12 protein-coding genes are annotated in these 15,014 nt (G+C 64.2%); 4 read left to right on the top strand and 8 right to left on the bottom strand.

All coding sequences use genetic code 11. The annotated features are described in order from the left end of the window. Positions 1–14: 14 nt before the first annotated feature. Positions 15–860, top strand: coding sequence for an aldo/keto reductase (locus tag ORS3428_RS16640; protein ID WP_071099376.1), 846 nt, complete (start codon positions 15–17; stop codon positions 858–860). Here ORS3428_RS16640 and ORS3428_RS16635 read toward each other — a convergent pair. The 3 genes from ORS3428_RS16635 to mutS form a co-directional block, all read right to left on the bottom strand. After that, a complete protein-coding gene (locus tag ORS3428_RS16635) occupies positions 857–1,426 on the bottom strand; it encodes a TetR/AcrR family transcriptional regulator (RefSeq protein ID WP_071099375.1) in 570 nt (189 codons plus the stop codon). The two genes, ORS3428_RS16640 and ORS3428_RS16635, sit on opposite strands and share 4 nt — an antisense overlap. 69 nt (positions 1,427–1,495) lie before the next feature. After that, positions 1,496–1,960, bottom strand: a complete 465-nt coding sequence (locus tag ORS3428_RS16630; protein ID WP_071099374.1) for a nuclear transport factor 2 family protein — start codon at positions 1,958–1,960, stop codon at positions 1,496–1,498. A 76-nt stretch (positions 1,961–2,036) separates the two neighbouring features. After that, positions 2,037–4,766, bottom strand: a complete 2,730-nt coding sequence (gene mutS / locus ORS3428_RS16625; RefSeq protein ID WP_083355159.1) for a DNA mismatch repair protein MutS — start codon at positions 4,764–4,766, stop codon at positions 2,037–2,039. 229 nt (positions 4,767–4,995) lie between these two features. Between mutS and ORS3428_RS16620 the strand changes: the two genes are divergently transcribed. Next, complete coding sequence (locus tag ORS3428_RS16620) at positions 4,996–7,275, top strand: NADP-dependent malic enzyme (protein WP_071099404.1); 2,280 nt, start codon at positions 4,996–4,998, stop codon at positions 7,273–7,275. Positions 7,276–7,373: 98 nt separating this feature from the next. Here ORS3428_RS16620 and ORS3428_RS16615 read toward each other — a convergent pair whose 3' ends face one another. From ORS3428_RS16615 to ORS3428_RS16605, 3 genes are all read right to left on the bottom strand, one after another. Then, on the bottom strand, positions 7,374–8,528 hold the full coding sequence (locus tag ORS3428_RS16615) for a porin (RefSeq protein ID WP_071099372.1): 1,155 nt from the start codon (positions 8,526–8,528) through the stop codon (positions 7,374–7,376). A 380-nt stretch (positions 8,529–8,908) separates the two neighbouring features. Beyond that, complete coding sequence (locus ORS3428_RS16610) at positions 8,909–9,613, bottom strand: antitoxin Xre/MbcA/ParS-like domain-containing protein (RefSeq protein WP_071099371.1); 705 nt, start codon at positions 9,611–9,613, stop codon at positions 8,909–8,911. 474 nt (positions 9,614–10,087) lie between these two features. Continuing rightward, complete coding sequence (locus ORS3428_RS16605) at positions 10,088–11,080, bottom strand: adenosine kinase (RefSeq protein WP_071099403.1); 993 nt, start codon at positions 11,078–11,080, stop codon at positions 10,088–10,090. Positions 11,081–11,286: 206 nt separating this feature from the next. On the opposite strand from ORS3428_RS16605, the gene ORS3428_RS16600 reads away from it, so the two are divergent. Next, positions 11,287–12,189: a DMT family transporter gene (locus tag ORS3428_RS16600; RefSeq protein WP_071099370.1), complete on the top strand. Its 903-nt coding sequence runs from the start codon at positions 11,287–11,289 to the stop codon at positions 12,187–12,189. A gap of 275 nt (positions 12,190–12,464) precedes the next feature. Further along, entirely contained in the window at positions 12,465–13,169 is a 705-nt protein-coding gene (locus ORS3428_RS16595) for a sulfate transporter family protein (protein ID WP_071099369.1), read from the top strand. Positions 13,170–13,174: 5 nt separating this feature from the next. Here ORS3428_RS16595 and ORS3428_RS16590 read toward each other — a convergent pair whose 3' ends face one another. Further along, entirely contained in the window at positions 13,175–14,173 is a 999-nt protein-coding gene (locus tag ORS3428_RS16590) for a proline racemase family protein (protein WP_071099368.1), read from the bottom strand. Then, on the bottom strand, positions 14,170–14,973 hold the full coding sequence (locus ORS3428_RS16585; protein ID WP_071099367.1) for an isocitrate lyase/PEP mutase family protein: 804 nt from the start codon (positions 14,971–14,973) through the stop codon (positions 14,170–14,172). The genes ORS3428_RS16590 and ORS3428_RS16585 overlap by 4 nt, the downstream gene beginning before the upstream one ends. Between the last annotated feature and the right edge of the window lie 41 nt (positions 14,974–15,014).

Genomic DNA, 15,014 nt, shown 5'->3' with positions numbered 1-15,014 from the left:
ACGCGGAGCAGGCCATGTCTTCCAAAATCAGAACCACCACTCTGCCGTCCGGCGAAGYCGTTCCGGTGCTGGGACAAGGCACCTGGAAGATGGGCGAGGATCGCCGGCGCCGCGCCGATGAGGTCGCGGCATTGAAGCTTGGCCTGGACCTCGGCATCACGCTGATCGACACGGCGGAAATGTATGCCGGCGGYGTCGCCGAGGAGCTGGTGGCGGAAGCCATCGCCGGGCGTCGCGACGAGACCTTTCTGGTGTCCAAGGTGCTRCCGACCAATGCCTCGCATGCAGGTGTGATGCGCGCCTGCGAGAACAGTTTGAGGCGGCTGTCCACCGACCGCATCGATCTCTATCTGCTGCATTGGCCGGGCACCGTGCCTTTGGCCGAAACCGTCATGGCCTTCGAGGCCCTGAAGGCGGCCGGCAAGATCCGCCACTGGGGCGTCAGCAATTTCGACACCGACGAAATGGAGGAACTGGTCGGCCTGCCCTCCGGCGGCAACGTCCAGACCAATCAGATCCTCTACAATCTCTCGCGGCGCGGCCCCGAATTCGACCTCGCGCCCTGGAGCCTGAAGCGCGGCATCCCGCTGATGGCCTATTCRCCGGTGGAGCAGGGCGCGCTGGCGCGCAACGCCAGGCTCGACGCCGTGGCCGCCCGCCACAACGCCACAGCCGCGCAGATCGCCCTCGCCTGGGTGATGGGTCGAGAAGGCGTCATCGCCATCCCGAAGGCCGGCCGGCAGGAGCATGTCCGCCAGAATGCCGCCGCGCTCGACATCAAGCTGACGGCGGAAGACTTTGCCGAGCTCGACCGCGCCTTCCCGCCGCCGACCCGCAAGCGCGGGTTGGAGATGATCTAACCGCTCGCTGGGATCCCCAGCCGCCTGCGAGCCCTCCGCAGCGCGCGGGAGAACACATTGGCGTCATCGGACGCGCGGGCAAGCGTGAGTGCGCCCTGGATGGCGGCGACGGTTTCTTCGGCAAGCTCGGTTGCCTCCGCTCGTTCGTGGCCAGTTCGCGTCAGCGCGTCGGAAAGCAGCGTGACCCACCGGCTGAAATAATCGCCGATCTGGCCGGCAAAGAGATCGCGGGATTCATCCAGCGCGAAGGCGCCGATGAGGCAAATCCGCCGGCCCGAGCGGAAGTAGCTGTCGGTTGCCTCGAGCATCTGCTCGATACCTGCCCTTGGATCGGAGCTGTCGCGCAAGGGCGTAAAGACGTTTTCCTCGAACCAGCCATCGATGTTGTCGATGACGGCTCTCGCCATCTCTTCCTTCCCGCCGGGAAAGAAGTGATAGAGGCTTCCCTTGCCCAGCCCCGTAGCCTCACCGATGAACGAAAGGCTGGCACCTTCATAACCATGCTCGCGAAAAACCTCGGCCACAATCCCGAGCAGTTGGGCGCGGTCGGGTGCGATGCGCCGCATGCCGGCTTAATCTTCTTGTTTGAGCATGATCTTCTCCGAAAACCGCTGCACACTTTTCGGGATCATGCTCTACAGTCCGAGTTCCGAAAGGCCGGGATGGTCGTCCGGTCGGCGCCCGWGCGGCCAATGGTACTTTCGTTCGCTTTCGGCGATCGGCAGGTCGTTGATGCTCGCAACGCGGCGGCGCATCAGTCCAGCGGCGTCGAATTCCCAGTTCTCGTTGCCATAGGAGCGGAACCAGTGACCGCTGTCGTCGTGCCATTCGTAGGCGAAGCGCACCGCGATGCGATTGTCATTCCAGGTCCAGACCTCCTTGATGAGGCGATAGTCGAGCTCGCGCGCCCATTTACGCCTGAGGAAGGCCACGATCTCGGCGCGACCCGAAATGAATTCAGCCCGATTTCGCCAGACGCTATCCTCTGTGTAGGCGAGCGAGACCCGCTCCGGGTCCCGGCTGTTCCAGGCATCTTCCGCGAGCCGTGCCTTCTGCGCTGCTGTTTCCGCCGTGAAAGGCGGCAATGGCGGACGGCTCATTTGGACCTCCTGTCCTCGTTTCGATTGACGAAGACAGAGAATTGTACCAATCGGTACAATGAGTCAATAAAGGGCACTATTGTTTCGTCGCTAGACCCTTCAGCCTATACAGCGCCTCCAGCGCCTCGCGCGGCGTCATCTCGTCGGGATTGATGGCGCCGAGCGCTTCGTTGAGCGCGTCGTTTTTGGCCGGCTTCGGCGCCTCGCGCTTCACAGCCACTGAAAACAGCGGCAGGTCATCGACCAGCCGGTTGGCCTTGCCCGAAACCTCGCCTTCTTCGAGCTGATGCAGCACTTGCCTAGCGCGGGCAACCACCGCTTCCGGCAGGCCTGCGAGCCGCGCCACCTGCACGCCGTAGGAGCGGTCAGCCGCACCTTTGCCGACCTCATGCAGGAAGACGACGTCGCCTTCCCATTCCTTGACCCGCATGGTGACGTTGTGAAGCCGGGGCAATTTGCCGGCCAGCGCCGTCATCTCGTGGAAATGGGTTGCGAAGATCGCCCGGCAGCGGTTCTTCTCATGCAGATATTCGACCGCCGCCCAGGCGATCGAGAGGCCGTCGAAGGTCGCGGTGCCGCGGCCGATCTCGTCGAGGATGACCAGCGCCCGCTCGCCGGCCTGGTTGAGGATCGCCGCCGTCTCGACCATCTCGACCATGAAGGTCGAACGGCCGCGCGCGAGATCATCCGAAGCGCCGACGCGCGAGAACAGCCGGTCGACGATGCCGATATGGGCGCTTTGCGCCGGCACGAAGGACCCGGTCTGCGCGAGAATCGCGATCAGCGCGTTCTGCCGCAGGAACGTCGACTTGCCGCCCATGTTCGGACCGGTGAGCAGCCAGATGGCGCCGGCCCTGGCGCCGCCGTCCGGCGAGAGATTGCAATCGTTGGCGACGAACGGTCCCTCGCCGGAACGCCTGAGCGCCTGTTCGACGACCGGATGCCGTCCGCCGGCAATCTCGAAGGCGAGGCTGGAGTCCACCGTCGGCCGGCACCAGCCCTCGCTCTCGGAAAGCAGCGCCAGCGCCGACGACACGTCGAGCACGGCGAGCGCCTCGGCCCCGGCGCGGATGCTGTCGGCCTCGCCGACCACCTCCGCCGTCAGCCTGTCGAAGGCGGTGAGCTCGATGCTGAGCGCCCTGTCGGCGGCGTTGGCGATCTTCGATTCCAGCTCCGCCAGTTCCGTCGTCGTGAAGCGCATGGCGTTGGCCATGGTCTGGCGATGGATGAAGCGCGCCTTGGCGGCATCGCTGCCGGTCATCACGCCATGATGGTTGGCGGTGACCTCGATATAGTAGCCGAGCACATTGTTGTGCCGGATCTTCAGCGAGCGGATGCCGGTCTCCTCGATCAGCGAGCGCTCCAGCCCGGCGATCACCTTGCGCGATTCGTCGCGCAGCGCCCGCATCTCGTCGAGTTCGGCATTGTAGCCAGACCGCACGAAGCCGCCGTCGCGCTTGATGAGCGGCAACTCGTCGTCGAGCGCCTCGCTGAGGTGGCGGGCCAAGGCCTCGGGCAAGGCCTTGATTGCCGCGAGCGCTGCGGCAAGCTCCGCAGGCAGGGCGGTCGTCCCGAATAGCTCGGCGATCGCGCCTGCCGCCTCGAAGCCGGCTCGCAGCGCGCCGAGGTCGCGCGGGCCGCCGCGGTTGAGGGCCAGCCGGGACAGCGCCCTTGGCATGTCTGCAACGCTTTTGAGGCTTGTGCGCAGCCCCTGGCAGAGTCGCGCCTCGGCGCGGAAGAAAGACACCGAATCCAGCCTTGCCGCGATCGCCGCCGGATCGGTTAGCGGCGCCATCAGCCGGTCGGCAAGCAATCTGGCGCCGCCGCCGGTGACGGTGCGGTCGACCGCCTTGAACAGCGAGCCCTCACGGCTGCCGGAAAGCGTGCGCAAGAGCTCCAGATTGGCGCGCGTCGCCGGGTCGATGAACAGCGTCGAGCCGCTCTCCTCGCGCTCCGGGCGCGACAGCGGCGGGCGCTCTGCCTTCTGCGTCTTCTCGACATAGGCGATGGCGCCCGAGATCGCCGACAATTCGGCGCGCGAGAACGTGCCGAAACTGTCGGGTGTCGCCACCTCGAAGAAGCGGGCTATGCGGCCCGTGGCCGAGGCCGAATCGAACAGCGACGGCGGCTGCGGGTTGGCGACGCGGCCAAGCACGTCGAACACCGGCCGCAATTCCGGGTCGTGGAACACCGGCTCGGCAACGATCAGCTCCCGCGGGTCGACRCGGAAGATGTCGGCAAGCAGCCGCTCGGCAGTGGTCTCGGCGACGCGGAATGCCCCGGTCGAGATATCGATCCAGGCCAGCGCGAAGCTGCCCGGATTGCCCGCGGCACCGTTGCCCTTCACCCGCCCCAGCGCCATCAGGAAGCTCGACTCCGAAGGCGCGAGCAGCTTGTCCTCGGTGATGGTGCCGGGCGTGACCAGGCGCACCACGTCGCGGCGCACCACCGATTTCGAGCCGCGCTTCTTGGCTTCCGCGGGGTCCTCGGTCTGTTCGCAGACGGCGACGCGAAAGCCTTGCGCGATCAGCTTCTGCAGATAGTCGTCCGCCGCGTGCACCGGCACGCCGCACATTGGAATGTCATGCCCCTGGTGCTTGCCGCGCCGGGTGAGCACGATGCCGAGCGCCTGGCTCGCCTTTTCGGCGTCGTCGAAGAACAGCTCGTAGAAATCGCCCATGCGATAGAAAAGCAGCGAATCCGGGTTCGCCGCCTTGATCTCGATATACTGCTCCATCATCGGCGTGACGCCGCCGGTGGCGGGCGCCGGTGTCGTCGTTTCCTGGGCGTCGGTATCGGTCGGCATGTGCATATTCATGCCGCGACGCTAGCAGAAGTGGCAGTGCGGTTTAATGCCGGCCGCTCGAAAAGCAGGGGAAACCGCGAGCCATGCGCCAACTCAGCCGTCGCCTTCCGGTTGGAGCAGCTTTGCCCGCCTTGGCGGTTTACAGCGGCGGCGCGTGGCCTTAAGCCGATAGGTTAAAAGAATGCGTCCGCCTCAAGGGCGCGCTATGGGCGAGGAAATCAAAAGCATCATGGCCAGGAAAACCGAAAGCAGCGGGCCCTCCGTCAGCGCGCAGGAGGCGCTGGAATTCCACGCCATGGGGCGGCCGGGCAAGCTGGAGATCGTCGCCACCAAGCCGATGGCCACCCAGCGTGATCTCAGCCTCGCCTATTCGCCGGGCGTCGCCGTGCCCRTGCGCGCCATTGCGGAGGATCCAAGCCGTGCTTTCGACTACACGACGCGCGGCAACATGGTCGCCGTCATCTCCAACGGCACCGCCATTCTCGGGCTCGGCAATCTCGGCGCGCTTGCCTCGAAGCCGGTCATGGAAGGCAAGTCGGTGCTGTTCAAGCGCTTCGCCGATGTCGATTCCATCGATCTCGAAGTGGCGACCGAGGATGCCGACGAGTTCATCAACTGCGTGCGCTTCCTCGGACCTTCCTTCGGCGGCATCAATCTCGAGGACATCAAGGCGCCGGAATGCTTCATCATCGAGCAGCGCCTGCGCGAGCTGATGGACATCCCTGTCTTCCACGACGACCAGCACGGCACCGCCATCATCTCGGCCGCCGGGCTGATCAACGCGCTGGAGATCACCGGCCGCGACATGAAGACCACCAGGATGGTCTGCAACGGCGCGGGCGCCRCCGGCATCGCCTGCATCGAGCTGATGAAGGCGATGGGCTTCCCGCCGGAAAACATCATTCTGTGCGACACCAAGGGCGTGGTCTTCCAGGGTCGCACCGAAGGCATGAACCAGTGGAAGTCGGCGCATGCGGTCAAGACCGAGTTGCGCAGCCTTGCCGAGGCGCTGGACGGCGCCGACGTCTTCCTCGGCCTCTCCGCCAAGGGCATGCTGACCCCCGCCATGGTGCAGTCGATGGCGAAGAACCCGATCATCTTCGCCATGGCCAATCCCGATCCTGAGATCACGCCGGAGGAAGTTGGCGAGATCCGCACCGATGCCATCATGGCTACGGGGCGCTCCGACTATCCGAACCAGGTCAACAATGTGCTCGGCTTCCCTTACATCTTCCGCGGCGCGCTGGATGTCCGGGCCACCACCATCAATGACGAGATGAAGATCGCCGCGGCCCGTGCGCTGGCCGAGCTGGCCCGTCAGGATGTGCCGGACGACGTCGCGGCGRCCTATCAGGGCAACCGGCCGAAATTCGGCCCCAACTACATCATTCCCGTACCGTTCGACCCGCGCCTGATCTCGGCGATCCCGCTCGCGGTGGCAAAGGCCGCGATGGACTCAGGCGTCGCCCGCAAGCCGATCCTCGATCTCGACCGCTATGYGCAGGAACTCTCCGCCCGCCGCGACCCGATCGCCTCGACCTTGCAGCGCATCTACGACCGCGTCCGTCGCCAGCCCAAGCGCATCGTCTTCGCCGAGGGCGAGGAAGAGCAGGTGATGCGCGCCGCCGTCTCCTATGTGAACCAGAAGCTCGGCACCGCGATTCTGCTCGGCCGCGACGACGTCATCAAGGAGAATGCCCGCAACGCCGGCGTCGACCTCAACAAGCAGGGGCTCGAGATCATCAATGCCAGGCTGTCGCGCCGCAACGGCATCTACACCGACTATCTCTACGAGCGCATGCAGCGGAAGGGCTACCTGTTCCGCGACTGCCAGCGCCTGATCAACAACGACCGCAACCATTTCGCCGCCTGCATGGTGGCGCTGGGCGACGCCGACGGCATCGTCACCGGCGTGACCCGCAACTATTCCACCGCGCTCGACGATGTGCGCCGCGTCATCGACGCCAAGCCTGGYCACCGCGTCATCGGCGTCTCGATCGYGCTTGCGCGCGGCAGGACGGTCCTTGTCGCAGACACGGCCGTGCACGACATGCCGAATGCCGAGCAGATCGCTGACATCGCCGAGGAGGYGGCTGGTTTTGCCCGCCGAATGGGCTACGAGCCGAGGATTGCGATGTTGGCCTACTCGACCTTTGGCCATCCGCAGGGCGAGCGCTCCGAACGTGTGCAGGAGGCCGTGCGCATCCTCGACAAGCGCCGCGTCGATTTCGAATATGACGRCGAAATGGCGGCCGACGTGGCGCTGAATCCCCGCGCCATGGCGCAATATCCGTTCATCCGGCTGACCGGCCCGGCCAATGTGCTGGTCATGCCGGCGTTCCACTCGGCCTCGATCTCGACCAAGATGCTGCAGGAGCTCGGCGGCTCGACTGTCATCGGCCCGCTGCTTGTCGGTTTGAACAAGCCGGTCCAGATCGTCTCGCTCAACGCCAAGGACTCCGACATCGTCAACATGGCGGCGATCGCGGCCTATTCGGCGGGGAATTGACGGGCTGCCGGCACGTCAACGGCACAGCTTGGGATCAAACAAAAAAGGCCCGCGGCGACGCCGCGGGCCCTTTTTCTTTGTGAGATCGCAGGGATCGATCAGAACGAGCGCTGGAAGCGGAGGATGCCGCCGACGCTGTTCTTCTTCCTGGCGTTGGTGAAGTCGCCGAAGATGCTGGGGTTGTCGAACTCACCATAGTGGTCGTAGTCAACTTCAGCCGTGACGGTGAAGCCGGGAACCATGGTATAGGCGAYGTTAGCCGCGACGCCGTAGTTCTTCTGCTGGTCGCCCGACACCTGAAGGTTGAAAGCGGTCTTCTCGTTGAACTTGTAGGTGCCGCCGGCCCAGAATGCCCACTTGCCAGCCCACTGCTTGTAGAAGCCGCGGCCATGGGCGTCGATGAYGTTCCCCGCGTCGTCCACGAGGTGCTTGTCGGTGCCGTAGCCGAACATGCCGAACAGCGACAGCTCCTTGGTGACGTTGAAGTCGACGCGGACCTTGCCGGCGAACTCGTCATAGTTGCTGTCGTAGGCGGCCACGCCCGTGATCGCACCCCAATCCTGCTTGTACTTCACGCCGCCGACAACATGCGGGACGTAGCTGTCGATCGTGCCGACAACGCCCGAGCCTTCTTCGAGCGAGACCACGGCCGAGAGACCGTTGCCGGCGTCGAAATAGTACTGGACGACATTGGTGTCGAAGTTGCCGTAGGGAACGATCGTGTCCTGGATGACGTTGCCGGCATAGCCGACGAAGGTGTCGAAGGCCGATTCGTCCTTACCGACGCGAAGGCCGCCGAGCTGGATCCAGGCGAACTTCACAGAGACGCCCTTGTCGACAGCGGGATTGCCGGCAAGGAGGCTACCATAGCCGTTGCTGTTGCCGAAGTTGAAGCGCATTTCGGTGTAGGTCTTCAACGTGCCGAGCTCGGTTTCCTGGCCGGTCCAGGTCTTGAAGGTGAAGCGGGCGTTCTTCTTCCAGGTGCCCTGCTGGTCACCGTCGCGGTGGTCGAAGGACTTCGCGCCATCAAACGAGCCGACATCGCCGAGGCCGATGTCGTAACGGACATAGCCGCCGATGCGCAGGCAGGTTTCGGTGCCGGGGATGTAGAAGTAGCCGGCCCCGTAGACGTCGCAGATCTTGACGTATTCGGCCGGTTCCGGCTCGGCGACGGTGACCGCGTCGGCCGCGCGAGCACCGGAAACTGCGACCAGGGCCGCAGCGGAGCCGAGAAGAAGGCTCTTGATGTTCATTTTCTTGAATCTCCAGTCAAAGGTTCAAGACAGGCCTGACATGCCACCCGGCTTTGCCACCCCCGTCCCCATCGTTGAAAAAGCCGCGCACCGGCGCCGCTTCTTCGCCCTCGACATGACCTAATCGATGGCAGYGCACAACAGAGATTATGGCGGGAAAGCGGCTTTTTGACCTCTTAGAAAAGTCTTGTTGCGCAAATATCACGTCATATATTTGTAAGAATGGCACATTTTGCACAACGTATACGTTATGAACGAAAATAGGGTTATAAAATGTACCGAATGTGCCATTTATTACCGTTTTATGACAGAAATATAACTGAGTAATATTTCGGTAGCGGCGCGTCTAAAAAGCACGAAGCTGCGTTGGAAATCAGGGATCAGGACAGGGTGCGCGCCACGCGAACCACGTCCTCGATCATGTCGTGGCGCAGCATGTCGAGGGGAATGCGACCGTCCAACTCGGCGGAGGGGCGGGTCAGCCAGAACCAGGCCAGCCTCGCATTGGGAATCGCCGCCAGCACTTCGCTCATGCCTGTTGCCGGCCTGCCGTCGACGAACTGTGCAAGCGGGAAGACATGCTTGCGGCCGCCCTTGCGCAGCGCGACGACCTCGCCCCGCCTTTGCCAGCGATGCAGCGTCGAGCGTGGGATGCGGAATTTCTCTTCCAGATAGGTCGACCCGGCGACCTCGCCGGCCCAGTCTTCGATAAGCATCGACTGCAGCTCGGAAGCCTGCTCGGCGATAGGCCGGGAAACGGGCCTAGCGGCCCCGATTGCTGGGCTTTCGTCCGGGCTCTTGGTGTCCCTTGAGTCGGCACGCGCAAGCTTCTCCGCCATTGTGGAGAAGAACTCGGACGCGAGCGCGGACCAGCCGCCTTTGAAGGAGGTGACTGCAAGCCGCTGCGCATGCGGCAGGAAGGGAAGGGCGGCGGCAATAGCGCCGGCCACCGCGCTGGTGGAAACTAGGGCCTCTGCATCCAGCAGGACGCCATGCTGCATCAATGCCGGCTGCACCGCCTCGGCCACCAGGCCGGCCAGCGCTTCCTGCGAAATTCCTTCAGGCGGGTTCTGAAATCTGGTCATGCATCTGCCTTGCGCGCCGCGCTCACCTCCTCAGCCGCAGYGGTTTCTGAACGGCTACAACGGAAAGCGGCAATCGCAACGGACGCAGCGACCGTAAAGGCTGCTGTCTTGCATTTAACACCCCAACTGTTACGGGCATCCCGAAATGTCAGTCGCGGGAAGGCCCAGACTGCGTGTAGGGTCGCTCTGTGACAGGCGCGCGACAAACGCCGTTCATTCCTTCTCCCCTTGTGGGGTGAGCAGCCAGTTCGCGAAGCGAATTCATCGTGCCAGTTGGCACGATGAAAGGCCAGCGAACGCCGGGACGCTGCGAAGCAGCGGGGACCCGGCCGGSGGTAGGTCGGCGCGCAGCGCCGAGACGGATGAGGGGAGTTCCAGTTTGGCACCATTTACCCCTCACCCGGATTGCCAGCCGAATTGCGAAGAGCAATTCCGGGCAATCCGACGTCTCCCAAGGGGGRGAGGTAAGAGGCGTTACAGAAGCCCGRCTTGCTCGGCCTCATGGCGCAGATTCTGCCTCGGCCGCGGACCGATCTGCTGGATCACCAGCCCGGCTGCGAGCGAGCCGAGATCGCCGCAATCCTTGAGGCTGYGCCCTGTCGTGTAGCCGTAGAGGAAGCCGGCTGCATAGAGGTCGCCGGCACCGGTCGTGTCGACCAGTTCCTTGATCGCCGTCGCGTTGATGGTGACGGTCTCGTCGCCGCGCACGATCACCGAGCCCTTCTCCGAGCGGGTGACGGCAGCGATCTTGCAGTCCTTGCGTATCGCCGCCAGCGCGTCCTCGAACGAGGAGGTCTGGTAGAGCGACTTGATCTCGTGGCCGTTGGCGAAAACGATATCGACCGTGCCGGAGCGCATCAGCTCGAGGAACTCGTCGCGGTAGCGGTCGACGCAGAAAGAATCCGACAGCGTCATCGACACTTCGCGGCCGGCGGCATGCGCAAGCCGCGCGGTCTGCCGGATAGCCTCCTTGGCGCGCGGCGGATCCCAAAGATAGCCTTCGAAATAGGTGACCTTGGCGCCGGCGGCCTTGTCGGCTTCGACATCTTCCGGGCCGAGTTCGACACAGGCGCCGAGATAGGTGTTCATCGAGCGCTCGCCGTCCGGCGTGACGAAGATCATCGAGCGTGCCGTCGGCGGCTCGCCCTTGAGCGGCTTGGTGTCGAAGGCCACGCCGTGGGCGCGGATATCGTGCACGTAGATATCGCCGAGCGCGTCGTTCGAGACCTTGCCGAAGAAGGCAGCGCGGCCGCCGAAGCTCGCCACGCCCGCCGCCGTATTGCCGGCACTGCCGCCCGAAGCTTCGATAGCCGGCCCCATGCGGCTGTAGAGCAGTTCGGCGCGCTTGGTGTCGATGAGATTCATCGCTCCCTTGATGATGCCGTTGGTCTCGAGGAAGGCCTCGTCGCACTGGGCGATGATGTCGACAATGGCATTGCCGATGCAAAGCACGTCATATTCCGGCATGTATTTCTCCAACGACTGCCGACTTTCTGGCATGCCGGCCGGGCGCGGGTCTAGCCAGTTGCGGCCGCTTTGCCTAGCCGTCAAATCGAACTGGACCATGCGCGCGGCAGTGATATGCGGCTACGGTTGGATCGCGATCGAAGCATTTCGACATCGGCCCGGGTTAGAAGCGGTTTCGATCCGATAACGGAAAGCGTTGACAGGCGATGCCCGCAAAGACCGAGATGACCACCGAACTCGCGCTGCTTGGCCTTCTGGCAGTCTTGTGGGGTGCCTCCTATACCTTCATCAAGATCGGCGTCGAGACGATCCCGCCGGTGACCTTCATCGCGGGCCGCACCTTGATTGCCGGCGCCATTCTGCTTGGCCTCATCCGCTGGCGCGGCCTCGCCATGCCCCGGGACGTGGTGAACTGGCGCCGTTTCATGTTCCAGGCCTGCCTGAACAGCGTCATCCCGTTCACGCTGATCGCCGCGGCCGAGCGCTCGATCGATGCCGGCCTCGCCACCATCCTCAACGCGACCTCGCCGATCTTCACCTTCCTGCTGACGGCTCTCATCACGCGCCACGAACCGGTGACGCTACGCAAGCTGGTCGGCGTCGGCGCCGGCATCGCCGGCATTTGCCTGATCGTCGGCACCGAGGCGCTCGGCGGTCTCGGCCGTCAGCTCTGGGCGCAGCTTGCCGTCATCGCGRCTACGGTCAGCTATGCAGGCGCGGCTATCTTCGGGCGCAATTTCAGGGGGCTCGACCCGATGGTGCCGGCGGCCGGCTCGATGATCTGCGGCGCCGCGATCCTGATCCCCTTAAGCCTTGTCTTCGACCGGCCCTGGACGTTGACGCCGTCGACCGCCTCTGTGCTGGCGCTCCTCGGGCTTTCGGTCTTCTCCACCGCGCTCGCCTTCTCGATCTTCTTTCGGCTCATCCACACACTGGGTTCCGTCGGCACGACCTCGCAGGCCTATCTGCGCGTGCCGATCGGCGTCGGCATCGGCGCCGCCTTCCTCGGCGAGAGCCTCGGCCCGACTGCGTGGCTCGGCATGGCCTTTGTCGTCGTCGGCGTCGCCGCCATGACCATTCCGGCTCGTCAGAGGAAGCTTGCGCAATAATGCATGTCGTCCAAAAGTGCGGGCGGTTTTGGGAGAACGACATGCATCGGAAAAATGCATGTCGCCCAAAAGTGCGCAGCGGTTTTGCGGGAAACGACATGCATCGCAAAAAAGCATGTCGCCCAAAAGTGCGAGGCGGTTTTGGGAGAACGACATGCATCGAGACAAAGACTCAAAGCGCGTCGCCTGAATCCGATGCGACGCGCTTTGGTTGCACTGCTCGCTAAGCCCGCCTATCTCGAGAGCGTCTTTCTCGATGAGGGCTTGGAATTCCCGTGATCCTTGACGCTGCCCGCGCCGCCGCAAGCCGGCTGTTCTCGCCCGAATTCCGCTCTGTCTTCCTGAAGACCCTGGGCTTGACGCTGCTGGCCTTGGTGGCGCTGTGGTTCGGCCTCGAGAGCCTGCTGGAATGGCTGGCCTGGCCGTGGCTGCACACGCTTTTTCCCGGGCTGCCCTCCTGGGCGGGATGGTTGGGGGGCATCATCGCCGGCATCGTCCTGGCGATGGGGATGGCGCTGCTCGTCGCGCCCGCGACGGCGATCGTTGCCGGCCTGTTCCTCGACGACGTCGCCGAGGTGGTCGAGCGCACCGACTATCCCAACGATCCGCCGGGCCGCGCCGTSCCGGCGCTGCATTCACTTGTGCTGGCGATCAAATTCTTCGGCGTCGTCATCCTCGGCAACATAGCAGCCCTGCTGCTGCTCCTGGTGCCGGGCATCAATGTCGCCGCCTTTTTCGTCGTGAACGGCTACCTGCTCGGAAGAGAATTCTTCGAATTCGCCGCCATGCGTTTTCGCCCTGAGGCCGAAGCCAAGGCGCTGCGTCGCAAACATGCCGGCACTGTTTTCATGGCCGGGCTGGTCATCGCCGTCTTCCTCGCCATACCGCTGCTCAACCTCCTGACGCCGCTCTTTGCCGCCGCCATGATGGTGCATCTGCACAAGGCGGTTTCGTTGCGGGAGATTGGACGGGCGCTCTAATCGTCTCAGCGCAGGAGGAAGCCGCGCCCCAACTCATCGTCCGGCTCGACGATGAATTCGGCGCGCCCGCAGTAATAGGCGCGGCCGCCGACGCGGGCGATGATCGCCTCATGCGGGCCGGCCTGCGTCGTCCGGGCCACCGCGCCTGAAAAGCGCGATCCGGCGATGCTTTCGAAGGTTCTGGTCTGGCCAATGGCGATCTCGCCCTTGGCATGCATGGCCGCCAGCCTCGCGGTAACGCCGGACCCGGTCGGCGAGCGGTCGACCTCGGACTCCGCGAACACGCAGATGTTCTTCGTCGGCTCGCCAGAGAAGGCATCCTTCCCGTCGGTCAGGATGGTGCCGTAGAGAAAGGCGAGGTCCGGATGGTCGGGGTGCGTCAGGCGGAAGTCGGCCTTCAGCCTCTCGGTCAACGCCGTCGCTGCATCGACGAAATCGCGCACCCGGTTGCGGCCGAACTCCAGCCCAAACTGTCCGCAATCGGCCARCGCGTAGAATGCGCCGCCATAGGCGACGTCGAAGCCGATCGAGCCAAAACCATGCAAGTCGATCCGCTGGTCGCGGGCAAACAGGAAGGCCGGCACGCTCTCGAACGAAACGGCGCCGGCTTTGCCGCCCTTGACCTCGACGGAGGCGACCACCAGTCCGCACGGCGCCTCGATCTTCACCGTCGTCACCGGCTCCTGTTTCTCGACCAGCCCCTCGTCGACGGCATAGCGGCCGAGCGCGATGACGGCGTGGCCGCACATCGTCGAATAGCCCTCATTGTGCATGAACAGCACCGCAAGGTCGGCACCCGGAAGGTCCGGCTCGACCAGCAGCGCGCCAYACATGTCGTAATGGCCGCGCGGCTCGAAGATCAGCAGCTTGCGCAGATGATCGAGATTGTCGCGCACATAGGCCCGCTTCTCCAGGATGGTCCCCTTCGGGATATCAGGATAACCGCCGGTGACGATCCTGACCGGCTCGCCGCCGGTATGCATGTCGACGACGGTCAGTGTCATGCGTCGGCCTCGCCGAACAGCGCCTGCAGCTTGCCGAACGGCATGGCCGTGCGGGCGAAGCCGAAGGTGCCGTCCTGCTGGATCTCGCGGGCCGCGGCCTCAAGCATGCCATAGGCGAAATTCGTCAGCCACGGCCCGAGCGAGATGCGCTTGACGCCCGCCATGGCAAGGTCGGCGATGGTGAAGCCGGGCCGCGCCATGACGTTGACGGGCTTGCTCACCGCCGAGCAGACCGTGCGCACCGTGTCGACGTCGCTCAGGCCCGGCGCGTAGAGCACGTCTGCGCCGGCCTTCTCGAAGGCCTGCAGCCGCTTGATCGTGTCGTCAATGTCCGGCCTGCCATGCAGAAAGTTCTCGGCGCGCGCGGTGAAGACGAAATCATGCTTGAGCGCCCCCGCCGCCTCCGCGGCCGCGGCGACGCGGTCGACCGCGTGCGAGAAATCATAGATCGGATTGTCGGGGTCGCCCGTGTAGTCCTCGATCGAGCAGCCGGCAAGGCCGGCGGCTTCGGCCGCGAAGATGGTTTCGGCCGCCTGCTCGGCGCTGTCGCCCTTGCCGCGTTCGAGATCGGCCGAAACCGGCAGGTCGGTTGCAGCGGTTACCTCGCGGCAATGGTGGATCATCGCCTCGAACGTCACGGCGCCGTCGGGCAGGCCGCGCGAGAAGGCAAAGCCAGCGCTGGTCGTGGCCAGGGCCTTGAAGCCGAAGGAGGCCAGAAGCTTTGTCGTGCCGACATCCCAAGGGTTGGGCATGACGAAGGTGGAGGCATGCAGATCGCGAAAAATCTTGCCCTTGTCCATGGCGAGTCCTCAATTGTGAAAGGGATTATGAGGGGAATTTA

The organism is Mesorhizobium sp. ORS 3428, from assembly GCF_001854785.1.
Classification (GTDB): domain Bacteria; phylum Pseudomonadota; class Alphaproteobacteria; order Rhizobiales; family Rhizobiaceae; genus Mesorhizobium.
This window is presented reverse-complemented; position numbering and strand designations above follow the sequence as displayed.

What these genes read in the sequence shown, in the direction of transcription:
- ORS3428_RS16610 (WP_071099371.1), bottom strand. Translation starts at nt 9,613, where the DNA reads ATGACCAGATTTCAGAACCCGCCTGAAGGAATTTCGCAGGAAGCGCTG.
- ORS3428_RS16635 (WP_071099375.1), bottom strand. Translation starts at nt 1,426, where the DNA reads ATGCGGCGCATCGCACCCGACCGCGCCCAACTGCTCGGGATTGTGGCC.
- ORS3428_RS16585 (WP_071099367.1), bottom strand. Translation starts at nt 14,973, where the DNA reads ATGGACAAGGGCAAGATTTTTCGCGATCTGCATGCCTCCACCTTCGTC.